At 62.0% G+C, this 18,193-nt stretch carries 12 protein-coding genes and 1 pseudogene; 7 read left to right on the top strand and 6 right to left on the bottom strand.

Going from position 1 to position 18,193, the window contains the following annotated elements; genetic code table 11:
- The first annotated feature begins 232 nt into the window (after positions 1 to 232).
- From A7G45_RS26885 to A7G45_RS26870, 4 genes and pseudogenes are all read left to right on the top strand, one after another.
- Positions 233 to 550 carry a transposase gene (locus tag A7G45_RS26885; protein ID WP_260932170.1) on the top strand — a complete coding sequence of 106 codons (318 nt, stop codon included), beginning with the start codon at positions 233 to 235 and terminating at the stop codon, positions 548 to 550.
- A complete protein-coding gene (locus tag A7G45_RS26880) occupies positions 547 to 1,440 on the top strand; it encodes an IS3 family transposase (RefSeq protein WP_260932168.1) in 894 nt (297 codons plus the stop codon). Before A7G45_RS26885 ends, A7G45_RS26880 begins: the two co-directional genes overlap by 4 nt.
- Before the next feature lie 68 nt (positions 1,441 to 1,508).
- A pseudogene (locus A7G45_RS26875) lies at positions 1,509 to 2,924 on the top strand (DUF1156 domain-containing protein); the annotation flags it as partial.
- A 1-nt stretch (position 2,925) separates the two neighbouring features.
- The gene (locus A7G45_RS26870) at positions 2,926 to 3,582 is read left to right on the top strand and encodes a DUF262 domain-containing protein (protein ID WP_260941409.1); all 657 of its coding nucleotides are present in this window, start codon (positions 2,926 to 2,928) and stop codon (positions 3,580 to 3,582) included.
- A gap of 23 nt (positions 3,583 to 3,605) precedes the next feature.
- Here the strand turns inward: A7G45_RS26870 and A7G45_RS26865 are convergent.
- A protein-coding gene (locus A7G45_RS26865; protein WP_407667536.1) for an IS3 family transposase occupies positions 3,606 to 4,750 on the bottom strand; the annotation gives its coding sequence in 2 pieces (ribosomal slippage) (positions 3,606 to 4,486 and positions 4,486 to 4,750; 1,146 coding nt in all).
- Between the two features lie 137 nt (positions 4,751 to 4,887).
- Here A7G45_RS26865 and A7G45_RS26860 point away from each other — a divergent pair.
- A complete protein-coding gene (locus tag A7G45_RS26860) occupies positions 4,888 to 6,051 on the top strand; it encodes a hypothetical protein (RefSeq protein WP_260941408.1) in 1,164 nt (387 codons plus the stop codon).
- A 1-nt stretch (position 6,052) separates the two neighbouring features.
- A complete protein-coding gene (locus tag A7G45_RS26855) occupies positions 6,053 to 9,385 on the top strand; it encodes a Swt1 family HEPN domain-containing protein (protein ID WP_260941407.1) in 3,333 nt (1,110 codons plus the stop codon).
- A gap of 78 nt (positions 9,386 to 9,463) precedes the next feature.
- Here the strand turns inward: A7G45_RS26855 and A7G45_RS26850 are convergent, their stop codons facing one another.
- Entirely contained in the window at positions 9,464 to 9,910 is a 447-nt protein-coding gene (locus A7G45_RS26850; RefSeq protein WP_260941406.1) for a hypothetical protein, read from the bottom strand.
- A gap of 130 nt (positions 9,911 to 10,040) precedes the next feature.
- On the opposite strand from A7G45_RS26850, the gene A7G45_RS26845 reads away from it, so the two are divergent.
- Positions 10,041 to 11,552 (top strand): hypothetical protein, encoded by a 1,512-nt coding sequence (locus A7G45_RS26845; protein WP_260941405.1) that lies wholly within the window; start codon positions 10,041 to 10,043, stop codon positions 11,550 to 11,552.
- 78 nt (positions 11,553 to 11,630) lie between these two features.
- On the opposite strand, the gene A7G45_RS26840 is transcribed toward A7G45_RS26845, so the two are convergent.
- Genes A7G45_RS26840 through A7G45_RS26825 form a run of 4 tightly spaced genes read right to left on the bottom strand, consistent with a single transcriptional unit; the run spans position 11,631 to position 18,111 of the window.
- Positions 11,631 to 12,797, bottom strand: a complete 1,167-nt coding sequence (locus A7G45_RS26840) for a DUF3322 domain-containing protein (RefSeq protein WP_260941404.1) — start codon at positions 12,795 to 12,797, stop codon at positions 11,631 to 11,633.
- Positions 12,790 to 16,068 (bottom strand): ATP-binding protein, encoded by a 3,279-nt coding sequence (locus A7G45_RS26835; RefSeq protein WP_260941403.1) that lies wholly within the window; start codon positions 16,066 to 16,068, stop codon positions 12,790 to 12,792. Before A7G45_RS26835 ends, A7G45_RS26840 begins: the two co-directional genes overlap by 8 nt.
- Complete coding sequence (locus A7G45_RS26830) at positions 16,061 to 16,660, bottom strand: DUF4194 domain-containing protein (RefSeq protein WP_260941402.1); 600 nt, start codon at positions 16,658 to 16,660, stop codon at positions 16,061 to 16,063. The genes A7G45_RS26835 and A7G45_RS26830 overlap by 8 nt, the downstream gene beginning before the upstream one ends.
- Complete coding sequence (locus tag A7G45_RS26825; protein ID WP_260941401.1) at positions 16,657 to 18,111, bottom strand: DUF3375 domain-containing protein; 1,455 nt, start codon at positions 18,109 to 18,111, stop codon at positions 16,657 to 16,659. The genes A7G45_RS26830 and A7G45_RS26825 overlap by 4 nt, the downstream gene beginning before the upstream one ends.
- Positions 18,112 to 18,193: the final 82 nt, after the last annotated feature.

Genomic DNA, 18,193 nt, shown 5'->3' with positions numbered 1-18,193 from the left:
TTTTCACAAACCGCCAGCTGATCGCGCTAACAACTTTCAGCGACCTAGTCGGTGAGGCGCGCCTCCGAGTCCTAGACGATGGCGGCACGCGCGAGTACGCAGACGCCATCGCAACATACTTGGCGTTCGCAGTCAGCAAGATCACAGACTATGTCAATTCGTTGTCGGAGGTTCCCCAGTTTCAGTGGACACCTGAGATAGCGGGACGGTGTCCTGCTGGAAGGATGTCGATATGTCGCGGACGCGTCGGTCGTTCACACCGGAGTTCAAGGTGGAGGCTGCTCGTCGGGTGATTGACAGGGGCCGGCCGGTCTCGGAGGTGGCCCGCGAACTGAACCTGCACGAGAGTCTGCTGGGCAAGTGGGTGCGTCAGGAGAGGGTCCGCGACGGGGTGGCCAGCGATGCCCGCCATGGGCCGCCAGAAGGCGATCTGACGGCCCGTGAACGCGCCGAATTGGTGCGGCTGCGTGCGGAACTGGCCGAGAAGGACCGAGATATCGCCTTCTTGAAAAAAGTATCGGCGTACTTTGCGGCACAGCAACATCGGTGAGTCGGTTTGAGCTCATCGCCGCGGAGTGCGCCGACCACGACATCGCCACACTGACCGAGCTCCTCGACGTCTCACGCTCGGGCTATTACGCCTGGGAAGCACGGCAGCGACGCACCGAACCCACGCCGCGGCAGCAGTGGCGCCGCGATCTCGAGGTCAAGATCCTGGCCCACTGGCAAGAATCCCGACGCACTTACGGTTCACCACGGATCACCGCCGACCTGCACGCCGCTGGGGTCTCGGTGTCGGTCAACACCGTCGCGGCGATCATGGCCGAGATGGGCATCGAAGGCATCAGCCCGCGCACCTTCAAGGTCAAAACCACAGTCGTCGACCCGGCGGCGTCTTTCCCACCCGACCGGGTGGGCCGGGTCTTCGATCAAGGCCGCCTCGATGCGGTATGGACCTCCGACATCACCTATCTGACCTGCGGTGAAGGCGATGCCTACCTGTGCGCGATCCGCGACGAGCACTCGCGACGGGTGCTGGGCTGGTCGGTGGCTGACCACATGCGCACTGAGCTCGTCGAGCAGGCGGTGGACGCGGCGGTGTTCACCCGCGGCGGGTCGGTGGCCGGCACCATCTTGCACTCGGACCGGGGCAGTCAATACACCAGTCACGACTTGGCCACAGTCTGCTCCGATCACGGCCTGCGCCGCTCTATGGGGGCCACCGGCATATGTTGGGACAACGCCGGGTCCGAATCACTGTGGTCGACGGTCAAGCACGAGTACTACAAGCGGCATGCCTTCACAACGTATGCGAATCTTGCTGCGGGACTTGACAATTACCTTCGCTACTACAACCATGACAGGCGGCATAGTTCACTGGGAATGATCTCACCTATCGACTTCGAGATCACCGCACGGATCAATCAGCAATCAAGCTAACCGTGTCCACTTTTTCAGGGGAACCCCAGTCTGCTTGGTATCCACAGGAGGATCGTCCAACCCACCTCTTTACTAGCCAGGCGATTCCGATGATGTGGGACTACGCCGAGCTGAATCCGTTGTCGAATATTGGTGGAGGTTGGTCGCGCTCTGTCAAGATTGTTAGCGAATCACTGGAGGGTGTGCCTGCATCTGGTATCGCAATTGCGGAACAAGCTGATGCGGCATGTACATCAGCGACCAATCTGCTGATATCAACTGACCCGCCTTACTACAACAACATCGGATACAGCGACCTGTCCGATTTCTTCTATGTGTGGCTGCGTCGGGCGTTGCGCGACGTCTATCCCGAGCTGCTATCGACCGTACTGGTGCCGAAGGCAGAAGAGCTAGTTGCCAATCAATACCGGCACGATGGCAAGGATGGAGCGAAGCAGTTCTTCGAGAGCAGCTTTCGGCAGGTGTTCTCCAAGTTTCGCAAAGACGCTTTGAGCGACTATCCAATCACGGTGTATTACGCATATAAACAGTCCGAGACTGATTCCGACGGTAACGCGTCGTCCGGTTGGGAGACGTTGCTTGATGCGATGATTCAGTCGGGCTGGGAAATTACATCGACTTGGCCGATGCGAAGCGAACGAGGCGGGCGGATGGTGAGCGTGGGCACGAACGCATTGGCTTCCTCGATCGTGCTTAGCCTCCGACCTCGGGCCGCAGGGGCCCCAACAACAGATCGTCGGGGCTTCATCACAGCATTGGAGGCTGAACTTCCCGATGCGCTTCGAAAGCTCCAGCAGGGTCAGATAGCCCCGGTTGACTTGCCGCAAGCCGCAATAGGCCCTGGGATGGCGGTGTTTAGTAGATACCACACTGTGCTCGACCCAGACGGCACCGGTATGACCGTCCGCGCAGCGTTGGCGCGTATCAACGAAATCCTGGATCAGGTACTCAACGAGCAGGAAGGAGATTTCGACTCAACAAGCCGATTCGCCATTGCTTGGTACCGCCAATACGGCTACGACCTAGGATCATTCGGAGACGCCGACAATATTGCCCGTGCTCGCAACACCAGTGTTGACGTAATGGACCGCGACGGGATCCTGACCTCAAGAGCAGGGAATGTCCAGCTGACCAAACCGTCTGACTTGAGCGCGGAATACGACGTCGCCACCGATCTCCACATCAGCAACTGGGAAGTACTGCACCATCTCATCAAGACCCTCGAAGCCGAAGGGATCACCCCGGCCGGCGAGTTCCTGCGGGCCGCGTTGAACCGTCCCGATGGTGCAATCGACGCCGATCTGGTGAAAGAGCTGGCGCACCTGCTCTTCCGGATCGCCGAAGGCAACGGCTGGACCAAGGACGCGCTGAGCTTTAACAGTCTGGTCACCAGCTGGCCCGAAATCCTTGATGTGGCAAGCAGTGCACCCGATGACTCCGCTCTGCAAAGTTCATTCGACTTCGACGAGGAAGCGGATAGCTGACATGGGTTTTCTGACACCGATGCACGAGCTGGGCGAGTACTTGTCGTGGACCCGCTCCGGCGAGCTCCAGTTGCCCGACTTTCAGCGCGGCTACAAGTGGGAAGACGAGCGAATCCGTCAGCTCTTGGTGACGGTCTTGCGCGGGCACCCACTCGGCGCAGTCATGCTGCTCAAGACCGGAAACTCCCAAGTGCGGTTCAAGCCAAGGGCAATCGAGGGAGTCGACCTCTCGCCGAGCACGGAAGCAAAGTTTCTGCTCCTCGACGGCCAGCAACGACTCACCTCGCTGACGCAAGCACTCAGCGGCGACGGAGTCGTTGCGACCAAGGACAGCCGCGGAAAGCTGCTGAACCGGAGATATCTGGTCCACATGGACACCGCACTGAGCGATCCGAACAGGGTGGATGAAGCAGTCATCTCGATCCCCGCCGACGGGGTCATTCGGTCCAACTTCGGCAAGGATATCGACCGCGACCTAAGCGACCACGACAAGCAGCGAAATCAAGGCTACTTCCCACTGAACTTGCTGTACGGCGACCACATGAGCTGGATTCTGGAACTGGAGGACCGCGGACTCGGTAGGCAGCTATATGAACGATTCATCAAACCCGCTGCGACCTATTGGCGAGTCCCCGTTACTGAGTCCACCCGGTCATAGAGTCGGGTTGGTTTTATCCGTTCTCAGGTGATGCTGCAGGCCACCGGGGTGTGGGTGCACCGGCAGGCAGCAGCGTACTCGGCTGGCGTGCGGTAGCCCAGTGCCGAGTGGCGGTGTCGGTGATTGTGCTCGTGCTTGAAGTCGCCGATGACCACGCGGGCCTCGAACAGGGTGTTCCAGTAATTACGGTTGAGGCACTCCTTGCGTAGCCGGTTGTTGAACGATTCGATGTAGCCGTTGTCCCACGGGCAGCCCGGCGGTATGTACACCATTCCGGTCCTGTTCTCGCAGAACCGTTGCAGCGCTTGAGAAACCATCTCCGGTCCGTTATCCAGGCGCAGCACCTTCGGCGGGCCACCATTAGCGGCAAACACCTTCTTCAATTCCTCGACCAGGCGCTCGCCGGTGATCGAACGCTCCACCAGGTTCAGCAGCGACTCGCGGGTGTGCTCGTCGATCATCGAGGCGATCTTGATGGCCTTACCGTCGATGGTGGAGTCGAACTGGAAGTCGATCGCCCACACCACCTTCGGCGCATCGGCGATGATCGGCGGCACCGAGGAGATGCCCGCCCGCTTCCGCGGACTGTGCACACGGACCTGCAGGCCTTCTTCGCGCCACAGCCGGTGGATCTTCTTCTTGTTGACCTCACGGCGCTCGTCGTAGCGCAGTGTCGCCCAGGCGCGCCGGAACCCGTGGCAGGGATGTTTGGTGGCGTAGGCGCGCAGCCAGGCCCTCATCTCGGCGTCCGGATCGGTCGGGGTCTGCGCCAACGGCAGGCGGCGGTAGGTGGAGCGGGCCAGCCCAACGGCCTTGCACGCCAGCCGCTCCGACATACTCAACGTCTCCTTGAGCATGTCCACGGCGCGGCGCTTGGCAGCTGGGCTCAGAATTTTCCCTTCGCGACCTCCCGCAACGCGTCCTTCTCCAATTCGGCTTCGGCCAGCAGCCGCTTGAGGCGCCCGTTCTGCTCGCGCAGCTCTTTGAGCTCTTTGGCGGCATCGGTGTCCATGCCGCCGTAGGTGCGCCGCCAGTTGTACAGCGTGGCCGGCGAGACCTGCAGCTCGGCGGCGATCTCCTCGCCAGTCTTGCCCTCGGCAGCCAGCTCATCTGCCCGGCGCAGTTTGCGCACGATGTCCTCCGCGGAATTCCGCTTCCGACCAGCCATGTGTTCATCGTCCCTTCTGGCCCGACATCGGGCCACAGGACTCTAAAACGGGTTGGACTCATTCAGCGGGAACACGCCACTATGACATTCCGGCGATCGTCCTCGACGAGAACACCGACAAGGCCGCGGTTGCGACAGTGTTCGAGAAAGTCAATATCGGTGGATTGCCACTCAACGTCTTCGAGTTGCTCACAGCGGTCTTTGCAGGCGATGCAGGCTACTACGAAAAGGCCGGCGAAGATTTCCGCCTGAACGACGACTGGAAAGAGACTCAGCTCAAATGGTCGCACTACCCGGTGCTGGCGGCCGTCGAAAACACAGACTTCCTGCAGTCCGTCACGATGCTCACCACGCTGCAGCGACACCGTGCGGACACATCCGAGCGACCACCGGCAATTTCGGCCAAGCGTGAGGACGTGCTGAAGCTGACGTTGGCCGACTACTTGAAGTGGCGCGACCCGCTGCGAGAGGCGTTCATTTGGGCTGCGACCTTCCTCGCCGACCGGCACATCTTCACGCAGCGCGATGTCCCCTACCCCAAGCAGCTGGTTCCGCTCGCAGCAATCAAAGTCGTGCTCGGTAAGGACGCTGACTTGATTGGTGTCAGTGAACGCCTCGCCCGGTGGTTCTGGAGTGGTGTGCTCGGCGAGCTCTACGGCTCGGCGATCGAGTCGCGGTTTGCCCGCGATATCGAGATGGTGCCGACATGGGCAAAGGACGAGTCGAACGCCATTCCCAGGACCGTCCAGGACGCCAGTTTCGTTGAGTCCCGCCTTCATTCGTTGCGCACCCGCAATGCGGCCGCATACAAGGGAATCGCCGCACTCATCCTCGCTGGTGGTGCACGCGACTGGATGGAGGACAAAGCCCTCGATAAGGTTCAGTACGTTGACCTAGCCGTCGACATACACCATGCGTTCCCGCAGAAGTGGTGCAACGACAACGGTATTGACGACGAGCATCGCGAGAGCATCGTCAACAAGACAACAATCAGCGCGCGGACCAATCGTGTCATCGGCGGCGCGGCGCCGTCGTCATACCTTGCCGTTATTGAATCCAGGGCACAGATCACTTCGGACCAGCTCAACGAGCTAGTAACAACGCACCTCATTCCCTCGGCGCATCTGCGTGCCGATGATTTCGCCGCCTATTTCGCCGCCCGCCGAGAAGCACTGTGCAGGCTGGTCGAGAACGCCATCGGCAAGACGGTCCAGCGCGACATCGACCAGGGCAATGCCGAAGAGGATTCCGCCCAATTCGAAGCTGACGAACTGCGCGACGACAACACGGAGAGTGACTGACATGGCGCTGAGCAATCGCGACCGCATCAACCGCATGTTCGAGGTCATCGCACCGGCCTTGGACGACTTCATCTCCTCGGTGATCGGGCAGGGTGACCCTGCGGTTGGCGCGGCCTGGCCCAAACTCGTCCATAGCAAGGACGCGAAAAACGGTGTCCCGTCGACCAAGTCATATGAACCGCTCGACCCGCAGGTGCAGTTGCGGATGCTCACCGAAAGCAACATCACCGGCGGGTTCAGAAAGGGCTGGTATCCGTTCAACGAATCGCTCGGGAAGGCCGGTGAGTCCTTCGCCATCGAGCTTCGTGAGGCGCGAAATGCTTGGGCACACAATGGTTCATTCAGCGACGACGATGCCTATCGCACGCTGGATACCGCAGAGCGTCTGCTGCGGTTGATCGGCAGTAGTACCGAAGCCGACGAAGTACAAACCATCAAGCGCAACCTGCGTCGAGTCACTGCCGACAAGGACGACAAAAAGGTACTCAAGGCCGCCGTCGACAACCCCGAGGCCACCGGACTCAAGCCATGGCGCGAAGTACTGCCACCCCACGACGATGTCGCGACGGGCAACTTTGCGTCCTCTGAGTTCGCGGCCGACCTACACAAAGTTGCCTTTGGTGGAGAACAGGATTCGGACTACGCCGATCCCGTGACGTTCTTCCGACGTACCTATCTGACCGAAGGTCTCACGGACCTCGTCAGCCGCGCCGTCAGACGTTTGGCCGGTGATGACAATGCACCGCCAGTGATCAACCTGCAGACCAACTTTGGTGGCGGCAAGACGCACTCGATGCTCGCCCTGTGGCATGTCGCGGCCGCGCTGCCTGTGGGTGATTTCCCGCAGGAAACCGCCGACTTGCTGACCGCCAACGGTTACCAGGCCGGCACGGTGAACCGCGTCGCGATCGTCGGCAACCACTTCAGCCCCGCCGGGGAACCCAAGGCGGACGGCCCGCACGTCAACACACTCTGGGGCGAGTTGGCCTGGCAACTGGGCGGCGCCGAAGGCTACGCGCTTGTCGCGGAGTCTGACGCCAATCGCACCCCGCCAGGCACTGCACTCCACGAACTGCTGGCCAAGTACTCCCCCGCCGTCATCCTCATCGACGAATGGGTCGCCTACGCGCGCTCACTTGTCGGCCGCGATGACCTCGCGGGCGGCACGTTTGATGACCAGTTCACCTTCGCGCAATCGCTCACCGAGGCCGCCAAGGGAACGTCCGGCGTACTGCTGGTCATCTCAATTCCAGCTTCCAATTCCATCGACGGTTCTGAGCAGGTGATCGCCGGCAGCGCCGAGGAAGTCGGCGGTTCGAACGGACTCGAAGCTCTTCAACGACTGCAGCGCGTCGTCGGCCGCCTCGCCGACCAGTGGCGTCCCGCCTCGTCGCTTGAGGCTTACCAAATTGTCCGGCAACGACTGTTCCAACAGCCCGATGCCGCTGCCCTGGCATCGATCGGGGCCACCGCACGCGCCTATGTCGACCTCTACCGCAAGTACAGCGACGACTTCCCCCGAGAATCCCGCGAGACTGCCTACGAGGACCGCATCAAACGGACCTATCCCATTCACCCCGAACTCTTCGATCGCCTCTATGAGGAATGGTCATCGCTCGAGCGGTTCCAGCGCACCCGCGGAGTTCTGCGACTGATGAGCACCGTGATCCACGCGCTGTGGACTGGTGACGACTCCTCGCCACTGATCATGCCGGGCTCCATTCCACTCTCGGTCGGTCGGGTGAACTCGGAATTGACCAGCTACCTTCAAGATTCGTGGAAGGCAGTGATCGACGCCGACGTCGACGGCCCAAACTCCGAGCCGGCTCGCATCGACGTGGCGAAGCCGCTGTTCGGGCAACGGTCGCTGACCAAGCGTCTGGCGCGAACTGTGTTCTTCGGTGCCGTGCCGACCATCGGCTCAGCGCACAAGGGACTCGAAGCTCAACGTGTGTTCTTGGGAACAGCGGTGCCCGGCGATGTCCCCGGAAACTTCCATGCCGCCCTGACCCAGCTCGGGGATCGGGCAACCTACTTCTACTCGGGTTCCGGCAAGTATTGGTACGACTTGCAGGCCAACATCACCCGCACCGCGAAGGATCAGGCCGAGCGCCTGCACAAGGAAGACGTGTGGGCGGAAATCGCACTGCGGCTTCAAGCCCAAGCACGCACCCGCGGTGACTTCGCCGGTGTACACGTGTGCCCTGAATCAAATGCCGACATCCCCGATACCGACGAAGCCCGCCTGGTGATCCTGCATCCCAAGGTCGCCCACAAGCGTGGCACCGAGTCGGCGGCAAAGACCTTTGCGCACAAGGCAACCGAGCAGCGCGGTACCGCCAACCGCTCAAACCGCAACATGCTGGTGTATCTGGCTGCCGACGAAGCACGGCTTGAGGAGCTCGACAACGCCGTGCGCGACTACCTCGGCTGGACCCACGTCCTCGCCAACGAGGCCGACCTGGATCTCACCAAGAATCAGAAGGACCAGGCCACTCAGCGGCAGGCGACAGCCGACCAGACGGTCAAATCGCGTCTGCTGCAGACATTTACGTGGGCACTCATTCCGTCACAGCCCGATGCCGGCGCACCGTTCATTATCCGCGAGACCAAGGTGGAAGGACAGTCGGAATCACTGGCTGAACGGGTGTCCCGGCGGCTTGGCAGCGACGGCGATCTGTCAGTCCAGCAGGCTGCTGTGACTGTTCGGCTCGCCATCAACAAGGTTCCGCAGATCTGGAAGGACGGGCACGTCGGGCTCGGCGGGCTGTGGGAGTTGTACTGCCAGTACCCGTACATGCCGCGCCTGCGTGATCGAAAGGTGCTGCAGCAAGGTGTCCTTGACCTACCCCTGATCTGGGAGACCGATGCGTTCGCGCTGGCAACCGACTACGAAGACGGCCGGTACGTAGGCCTGTGGATTCCTGGCGATGCCAATTCCGCACCGGCCGCGACAGACTCGCTGTTACTGGTGCGTCCCGATGTGGCCACCAAGCAGCGCGCCGAAGAGGAGCCTGCTCCCGCTCCAGCTGACCCCAGTCCGTCGCCAACGAAACCTCAGCCACCCAAGGGTCCCGGCGTTGATGTTGGATTCCCGCCGGCCAAGACCCGCTTCTACGGCGTAAAGACCCTCAGCTCGGACAAGATCGCGCTCGATTTCAAGAACATCGCGGATGAGGTCATTGCCAATCTGCGCGACCAAGGGATCGAACTCGTGGTGCGAATCGAGATCGAAGCTGTCGACTCAAACGGGTTCGACGAGAACAAGATTCGCACGGTCGCCGAGAACGCCAAAACGCTGAAGTTCGACCAGTTGGGGTTTGAGGAAAGCTGACGATTGGTCGACATCGTCGGCGATCTCAGTTGCCAGCGAGCCGTGAGTCATTGTACGGTCGCCGCTGTTCAGCCTCTATCACTGCAGCGCCTCGAGATAGGGCCCATCCTTATCCTTTGGATCAGCGTCGTATAGACCCCAGTACGTAAATTCGAATGCGCGATCGTTGGCCGGATCAATGAATCGAAATCGGTACGGTTTCCCGGTCTCTGGATTCGCACAGTCGTACCAACTGGACAGGTCCCACATCACAGCGAACGGCACACCCGCGGGAATTACCTGGCTCGCATCAGGGAATGTCTCAGCAATCACTGCTGGATCCCCGATCCGCAACCGACCCCACTGCGCCAAGTCGGGCGTGCTCCAGTTCAGACGCGAATCCCTGATCACGGCATCAACCGGGTGCCATACTTCTTCTGATTCAACGGGTTCCACTTCTAGCCGCCACAAATGTGCGTCAACGTCCTTCGATGCAATGAACACAACGTCGTCGTATGCGTGCCGGTAATAAACACCGAGTCCCATGTTCAATGGTTAGCAGATGCCTCCGACAACTCCGGCCGATCGGATCGAGGACGCCTCAGCTCTCGAACGGGAGTGTCAGACCACCCCTTTACCCTTTGCTCATGGACTTCAATTCGTGCGTCGGCTGGCGATGACACAGCTCAGCATCTATGTCGCCGCCCGCGATCTCCTTGCAGCCGAGACGGAGACGCGTCGCTGGCTGACCGAATCGGGGGTATCGGAACCGTTGGTCGCTGTTGATCCGACAGCCGGCACCGGACACTGGGACGCGAGGCTCACCGTTCACGGGCTCGCCAGCGGGCTCGATACCCACCAGTGGACTGCTGCCCTCACCGACCGGCTACGACACGCCGCCGATGTAGCGGCAAAGACCGAGGAGGAATTCGATCGATATCGCGAGTACATTGCGGCGAGCGTTGCTCGTGAAGCGAAAGTCCGTAACCTCCCGCCAGTGCAGTACGACGAATCGCAGCTGCGTACTGACATCTCCAACAGCCAGCGGCTACTGCTCGCAGGTGCCACTCGGGCAGATCCCCGTCTGATTGCCGACGCCGAGTCGGGAGTGCCGGTGTTCGTGGGGCCGCGAATGGGAGTTCGCTACCAGCGAGCAGATATCGGGTGGTTCAGCGACACGACGTTGCAACCGAACCTGCCCGCGGACTACGTCCGAAATCTCACCTGGGCGAGTGACTACCTGCACTACGACGATATTTCGGCACTCTGGCTGCACCGATCAAACCCGCAGCCCGCTGGAACTCTGATCAGCGCGATCAACGACGACGGCTGGGTGGCGACTGATGCCCACGATGTCGTGTGGCATGTGACCGGGCTGGACTGCATGCCACCACATCTCAACCGGTACACGCCAATCAGTCTGGACGACCTCATCGGATGGACTATCGATGAGTGGGAAGCCGACTTCGTGCTCAATGCCGACAATCGCCTATTGCGGGAGTCGAGGCTGTCGTTCTACATCGACTATGAACCGGCGGACCTCAATCCGGGGTGGGAGCCCCGATCTGGAGTAGGCGCGTTTACCGGATGGGTTGTGCGCGCCGAACCGGAGGTGACGGCTGAGCCCCTCGGCGCCAACAATGTTTTGTTCCACGACCATTTGCCGGTGATCCAGGATGTCCTGTCTCGGATCGGGGACGATCGTCTGGAGTGGGCCGTCGCACACGACGCCATCGTTGGGGGTGCACTGGAGAAGGACCTGAGTGAGCCACTGCGGGTATTCGTCGGTCTGCTGATTGTCGATCTGATCCTTGCGCGGGCAGGCTACCTCACCCAAGCCGACGCAACGTTCGGCTCTCAACGAATCGAAGCGATCCCAGCTGACGTTGACACGGCAACAACCGAATTCGTCGTCTCGCACCTGACGCTGCTGCGGACTCGGCAGCTGGTTCATCCCTTCGCTGAGACAACGGATATTCCATTCGATATTCACGCTCATCGCACGGCGCACGGAATACATCCGGAAAAATACCCGCCAGACGCGATCAAAGTAACGGTCGAAACGCTGGAAACGCCTGATGCATTCGACGCGGTGCGCCGATTGGCTGGCCTGCTCGGCGTTGCGGGCACGTGGTCGGCGGGAACGTCCGATGGACGTTGGCGCACGCGCGCCGTTGAACCCATGTAGCGCCGATGAGCAACACGTCCGATGCCAAAGGAGAGGGATAACCCATGGGACCGCGGCGTTCACGACGGCAGTGACGCGCTACCCGCCTGCAACATCGGGCAGCCCAGGATTGTCAGGCCTTGGTCCGTCCGCCATCAACAACTCCACCGCGGCGCCAATCGGGATCCGCTCCTGCTCCAGGCGTAAGCCATCGCGACGCAACACGTCCAGCGCTGCGCGCTCCCCTGCGGTCAACCAGGCGACATCAACTGACCCATTCGCAGCGTGTGGCACGGCGAGATCACGCCACCGCTCCAACGCGGCGTGATCCATCAGCAAGCTCTCGCAAGGGCATTCCGCACGGAAACGAGCCAGGATGTCGAACCCGTCCGGATCCAGATCGCCCCAGTAGATGACGCGCGGTGCATTTTGAACCCACGGAAATTTGGCCACCGCGATTGAATGGTCACCCCACCCGAATACGGCAACTGTGCCTGGTACGTCAGGCAGCGCTTCCAGGGTCTGTAAGTTCTCGACAACCAAGACCTGCGATGCCGCAAGATCAAGGCCCGCTGACTCGCGGTCCGGTGCGGCGAAAATGCGCGGAAGGCCTTGCCGCAGTGCAGGATCAGCGATGACGACGGCCCGCAGCAGTTCACGCTCCCGCAGCCCCAGATGCTCAGGCACGCCGAGCGGCACCACCAGCGCGGTCACCGCGGCGCGGTGGGCGCCAAGCCATTTGGTATCGACACCGGGAATCGGGAGCTGCCGGATCAGCAGGCCGGAATCTGGATTCTGGTGCAGCCAACAAACCACGGCCACCAGCCGGTCGAAGTCATTGTCGGTCAAGGCATTCCAATACCGGAACGTATCGGACAGGACCGCCGGCCACTGCGGCCCGTCATCGAGCGCCTGCAACTGAGCGCGGCGCTGTTGGAGCGCAAGCCAGCGCCGAGTCTCACCCGCAGCGGCGACAATAGCGTCGGCCCCCTCGATGGTGACCGCGACCGGTAGCAGCTGCCTGCCCAGGCTGGGCCACCGCCGTTCCTCCCAACGGACATCGAGGCGTGAGACTTGCCAGGCGTGGACCCAGTTCTCCACAACCGCGCGATGGGCGGCGACGGCAGCTTCACTGGGGCTGCCGAGTCTCATGGTCAGCGCATCAACGGTCGCGCCGAAGAGCCACACCTTCAGATTACGATCCACCGTCCGTCGCGCCTTTGCCGCTACGACCTTGGGTAGCACGAGTTTTGGTGGTTCAGCCATCAGCTTCCTCGCTGATGGATGCGACCCCCAACCGGGACGCCTTCGAATCGCGGATCGACACGGTGGCCACCCCACCGACGTAGTCCTGCAATGTCTTGATCATCTTCAGCGGAGTGGCGAGAACGAGATGAAAACCGAACTGGTCGAACACATCTGCGGCACGGCGGGTGTACTCGGGATCGGATCGGTCGAATGCCTCATCCAGGATCACCGTGCCGTACTTGGGCACGTCGGCATCAGACCCGACGAGTTGGTACCGAAGAGCCGCGGCCAGACAGAAGAACACCAACTTCTGTGCCTGACCACCGGACAGCGCATCCGAGGAATCATGGTGGTTGACCGCAGTGCCGTCAGCGTCCATCTCGATGCCGACGAACGTCACGTGCCTGCGCGTGTCCAAACAGCGATTGCGCCACGCCACATCGCCCGGATCGGATGAACCGAGCCGCCCCAGCAGTTCCCGCATCCGCTCGAATCGTTGCTCCTGGGCCTGGCGATCATCAGCGAGCAGCGACCCCTCCTGCACGCGTGCGATAGCCGCCAGAAATTCGGTTACGTCTGGATGCATGGAGTCGCGGACGTCGATCTTCAAGAACCGGCCGCGGTCGAATTCCGAATGCGCCAAAGACGAATTGACCTCATCGATCCGGCGACGGATCTCGCCGGGGGCACGCCGGATGCGCAGTGCGAGCGTGCCGAGGTTCTGGTTCGACTGCCGGTCGTTGAGATCGAAGAACCGGTTTTCGACGCTGGGTAGGTCATCGGCGCGCAGCCGGCGCAGGAATGCCACGGCATCATCGGCGTAGCCGGACTCGGCGGCGAGTTCGGGATGCGGCCATCGGTTGAGATATTGCTGCAGCACCGTTTCGATCGCGTGCTGCGCCTGCATCAGTTTTTTCTCGGCCGCCGCATGCTCGGCCCGAATCTGGGTCGCCACCGCCCTTTCGGCGGCGGGAAAGCCATTGAGACGCAGCGCCGCACGCTTGCCGTCATCGAATCGGACTCGGTAACGTTCGGTTAATTCGAGAGACGGCTCGTCGCTCGCCGTCGCTGTGCGTTTCAGGTCGTCGATGCGGGATGCGACATTTTGTGCGTGCTGACGCGCTGAGTACAGCGCCTCGTGCGCGTCGTCGTATGCCTTTTCAGCTCGAGTCGCCTCGCCTCGTGCCGCCACCACGGCAGCTTCCAGGCGGTCTATCTCAGCGTCGCCCCGCAGCGCCGCAAGACGTTCACCCACATCGAGACGGTGAGCTTCCGCGGCCAACAAGTCGAGTTCCTCCCATTCGACAGCGACGATCCCTGGAGCTGACTGGACCCGGTCCCGGAACTTGTCGGATTCGGTGCGGGCGGCACGCGCGCGACGGTGTGCGGAGCCAGCATCGGATTCAGCCTGGCGCAGCGCATCGCGCAGGACCTGGAGCTTGCTGTCATTGTTGGTGCCGAGCACATAGTGCCGTCGGTCGCCGATCGCAGACCGATCATCCTTGATGTGCCGGTCGCCGTTGCGGGTCTGTCCGGCGCGGGTCACGGCACGGTGGTGCCGGCCCAGTTCCCGCGCATCGGCGACACGGCGGTAGTCGAAGCTGGAGACGAGTTCGAAATGCAGCCAATGCTGCCACGGAGTGTCAGCGATCTGGAGCACGTTCACGATCGACTGTGCATCCACGGCCGAGATCCGGTGTGTGCGATGCACATCCACGCGCCGCCACACCAGCCGCGTGCCCAGGTGAGCGGCATCGACGGCAGCGGCTACATCGTCGGCGTGCTCGTCAGCGACCAGCATCGTTCGGCCCAGCCCGCCGAGCACACGCTCGGCGGCACCCGCCCAATCCGCATCGATGACGTCGATCAGCTCGCCGGCGAACGGCAACGATCGTGCAGGCAGCCCGGTCGCGCGCATGACCAGCTGACGAGCCGCCAGCAGCTTGTGGTCCAGGTTCGACTTCTGCCCGGCGAGCGAATATATCTGCTGTTTGAGGTCGGTCACCTGTTCGTCGGCGCGGGCGGCAGCGAGGATCACGGCGCTGTGGGCGGCATCGTGTGCACCGGTTCCAGCCTCTAGTTCAGCTGCCTCCCTTGCGATCTGAGAGCACATGGTGGCGAAGCCTTCGGCGGTATCCGGAACAGTCGTGTCCCAGGGCCGCAAAGCCACGTCCAATCGGGCGCGCTGCGTAACCACCCGACGGACCTGTTCGTCGGCGCTGTCCAGGGCATCGGTGAGCTCACGCAGGGACTGATTTCCGTCGCGAGCACGTTCGGCATCCTTCAGCGCGGTGGCAGCACGACGCCGGGAAGCGCTCGCGTGTTCGTCGCGCGCGACGGCGTCAGCGAGCGCGGCCTCTGCGTCGGTGTGCCAACCCTGCGCCAGATGCAGCTCGAAACGTGCAGCGAGACCATCGAGCGCTGTCTGCTCCTCCCCGAGTTCCTGCGTCCGTTGCGCCTCTCGGTCCCGGGTTTCGGTCCAGTCCTCCAGCGGTGTCAGTGCAGCAATCTGCTCGCGCGTCTGTACGACCCGACGATGCGCCTCGTCGAGGTCGGCGAAGAATTCGACTGCTCGACGCGCTTCGGCGAATGTGTCCGGTTCGTCGAGCATGTAGTCGCGGAACAGCCGGTCGAGGCTGTCGAGGCCCTTGGCGGACATCGCGCGGTGTAGCAACAGCTGTGCATTCTCGTCGGCGATACCCAACCGGGCACGGAGCCGCTGACCGAATTGGGGGTAGCTCTTGTTGTAGAGCACCTCGGGCCAGCGTTTCTTCAATCCACGGACGTCAATGCCGTCAGCCACCACGTGTCGGAGTTCGGTGATGTCCAGGTGGTGGTCGAACAACAAGAACGCGCGGCCCGATTCACCGAGGTCGTTGCTGCCGCGCTTGAGGTGGAACAGTGCGACCAATGTCGTGACGGTGTCCCCGTCGGGATCAGCGGTGGCCATCGTCAGGCCAACGGCGCTCCAGGTTGCGCCTTCCCTTAGGTAGCGCGACCGCAACTCACGAGTGTCTGTGTCGGAGCCGCGCGCGTATGCACCCCGAATGTACGACGCCACGGTACGACCGCGCCCCTGCGCCGCGGCATTGAAACTGAGTTTCGTCGGTGGCACCAGCACGGTCGAGATCGCGTCCAGCAAGGTGGACTTGCCCGACCCGGAGGGACCGGTGATCAGGAAGCCCCGGCGGGCCACGGACAGGTCGTGATATCCATCGTAGGTACCCCAATTGAAGAGCTGAACGCGTGCCAGGCGGTGCTGACCATGTCGGAACAGGTCCTCACTCATCGCCGGCCTCGGCATCGCCGGTGTCGTCTAAGAGCCGTTGGTACTCGGCTTCGACTAGGGCAACTTCGTCCGCGTCGAACAACTGACGGAGCACTGGCGATACTTCGAACCGGCCCGCCGTGTCGGCGGCGGCGATCAGCGAGTACTTCTTCATCTTTTCCCACGACGCATTGATCCGTTTCCGGAACCCGGCAGCATCGGTGGTGTAGCGGCCGCGGTAGGGATCCATGTCGGCGACAATGTCGTCGTATTCGACGATCACCCGCTGGCCGGGTGGTGCCACGAGCAACTGGTAGCGCAGCGCGAGTATCACCAGCGTGTCCATGAAGGTCAGCGTTTCGGTCCGAAGTACCTGCGGTGGAGCGAGTTTGGGGTCATCGGGCGCGGGTTGTGGCCGGGTGAACGCAATGCCGTCGTCCTCGTCGAGAACCAGATCGAGGAACACGTCGGCCAGTCGCCATTCGATTTCGTTGCGGTGGGCGAGAATTGCCGACCATTGCTGTCGATGCGCGTCATGTGTCACCACCGGCCCACGGAGCAGTTGGACGAGCGCGCGCTTTGCCTCGAACGGGAACGTCACCTCGGGATTCACCGGTGATCCTCGAATGCGTCAGGACTGAATGTGATGGTCGGGAGCACGACGGTGCGTTGGTCCAGAGCGACCCGTTCTGTAGCGTCTGCTGAGACGGTGCCGTGCTCGGCACCGAGAACCATCAGGCCGACGATGCTGGCCAAGCCCTGGGTGGCGGGAAACTCGGTCAGCACTTGCCCCGCGGTGACGGGTCCCGCTGCCTGACCGAGGCTGGCAACGATGTTGCTGCGGAGTTCCTCGAAATCGATGTCGGATTCGTGTGCCTGCGCAGCGAGTTCCGCAAAGTCGACCTCATCGGTGTCGTGCCGGTCGAACTCGGTAGGCACTCGTCCCTCGCCGGGGTTGTGCAGTTTGAGTGCGTCGATCGAACGAATCTGCATGCCAATTCTGGTGAGTTCCAAGTTCATTGGCTTCTCAGGTCGGTGGTGGGCGCTCACGCGCACCGCCAGCGACTGGCAGCGCTGGATCAGTTGGCGCAGCCGCCGATGCTCCTCGTATTGGCGCGAAAGCACGAAATGGCGCAGCGACCGGGATAGCAGGATCATGGTCTGACGTACCGTGGTGGCTTCGTCTTCCAACCGGGTGAGCAGAGTGCTCAGGTCGGTACGCATCTGTGGAGTCAACTCAGCAGCGAAGTCTCGTGACAGGATGGCGGTGATCGCTTCTTGAAGGCGGGTCGACTGTTCAGCGTCGAGGATCACATCGTAGAAGCCGTTCACGGACCGCCCCGCTTCGGAATCCGCCAGCAGATCCACACCGCGAAAAACATTGCCCAACGTCGCACCGCCCTCAGCGGTGTCGTCAAGGATTTTGGCCCGAAGGTCCCGGCTGAGTTCTTCGATGGTCGACCGCACCCGGGCGAAATCCACGGGTACCTCCTGCGCCAAGCCCAACGCCTCAGCGACCCGCTCCTTTGCGGTTTCCGCATCCAGCACAACGAACTCTCCGCGTTCGACTTCGTCAATGCGCTGCTCGACAGCCTTGCGTTCGGCCTGCAGCAGGGCGAGACGCGATGCCGAGACTGGGTCCGAATCACGTTGCAGTGCAATGAGGTTAGCGGCGATCGAACCCAAGCGCGAAGCCGAGGCGGTACGTTGCGGCGCATCGATTCCGTTCACCATTGCGGCCGCGTTCAACGCTGCCGCCGATGGAGCCAGCGTTTCGGTGCCCCGCGCCTGGCCGGGACGGCGGACCAAGTAACCGTCATGCACCCAACCGGCAACGTATCCTGTTGCAGTCGAATCGAACTCGGCCCCGGTCCCGCGCAGGAGTTCGAGATCCTGGTCGAGTTCGGCGACAACCTCGGCTGCCGGGCGCACGCGCCGTTCAGGCGGAAAGTATTCCTGGACCACGGCAATGATCAGCCCCGCATTCCGAGCCCTGAGCAGCGACCACTCCGGCGCCTCCTGCTGCAGGCGCCGGAAGCGCAGGACCGCGGACGTTATCGCCACGGTGGGAGACTAGCCGGAAGCGGCGACAAGTCTCTCCACCTTGACGAGTGATCCGTTCCTGAACAGCATGGACCCCGGAATG

This window comes from Mycolicibacterium llatzerense (assembly GCF_025331195.1).
GTDB lineage: Bacteria > Actinomycetota > Actinomycetes > Mycobacteriales > Mycobacteriaceae > Mycobacterium > Mycobacterium llatzerense.
The sequence above is the reverse complement of the archived record's forward strand: the minus strand, read 5'-3'. Positions and strand labels throughout refer to the sequence as shown.

Coding starts and splice junctions, on each gene's coding strand:
- A7G45_RS26885 (WP_260932170.1), top strand. CDS start 233: ATGTCGCGGACGCGTCGGTCGTTCACACCGGAGTTCAAGGTGGAGGCT.
- A7G45_RS26870 (WP_260941409.1), top strand. CDS start 2,926: ATGGGTTTTCTGACACCGATGCACGAGCTGGGCGAGTACTTGTCGTGG.
- A7G45_RS26855 (WP_260941407.1), top strand. CDS start 6,053: ATGGCGCTGAGCAATCGCGACCGCATCAACCGCATGTTCGAGGTCATC.
- A7G45_RS26850 (WP_260941406.1), bottom strand. CDS start 9,910: ATGGGACTCGGTGTTTATTACCGGCACGCATACGACGACGTTGTGTTC.
- A7G45_RS26845 (WP_260941405.1), top strand. CDS start 10,041: ATGACACAGCTCAGCATCTATGTCGCCGCCCGCGATCTCCTTGCAGCC.
- A7G45_RS26840 (WP_260941404.1), bottom strand. CDS start 12,797: ATGGCTGAACCACCAAAACTCGTGCTACCCAAGGTCGTAGCGGCAAAG.
- A7G45_RS26835 (WP_260941403.1), bottom strand. CDS start 16,068: ATGAGTGAGGACCTGTTCCGACATGGTCAGCACCGCCTGGCACGCGTT.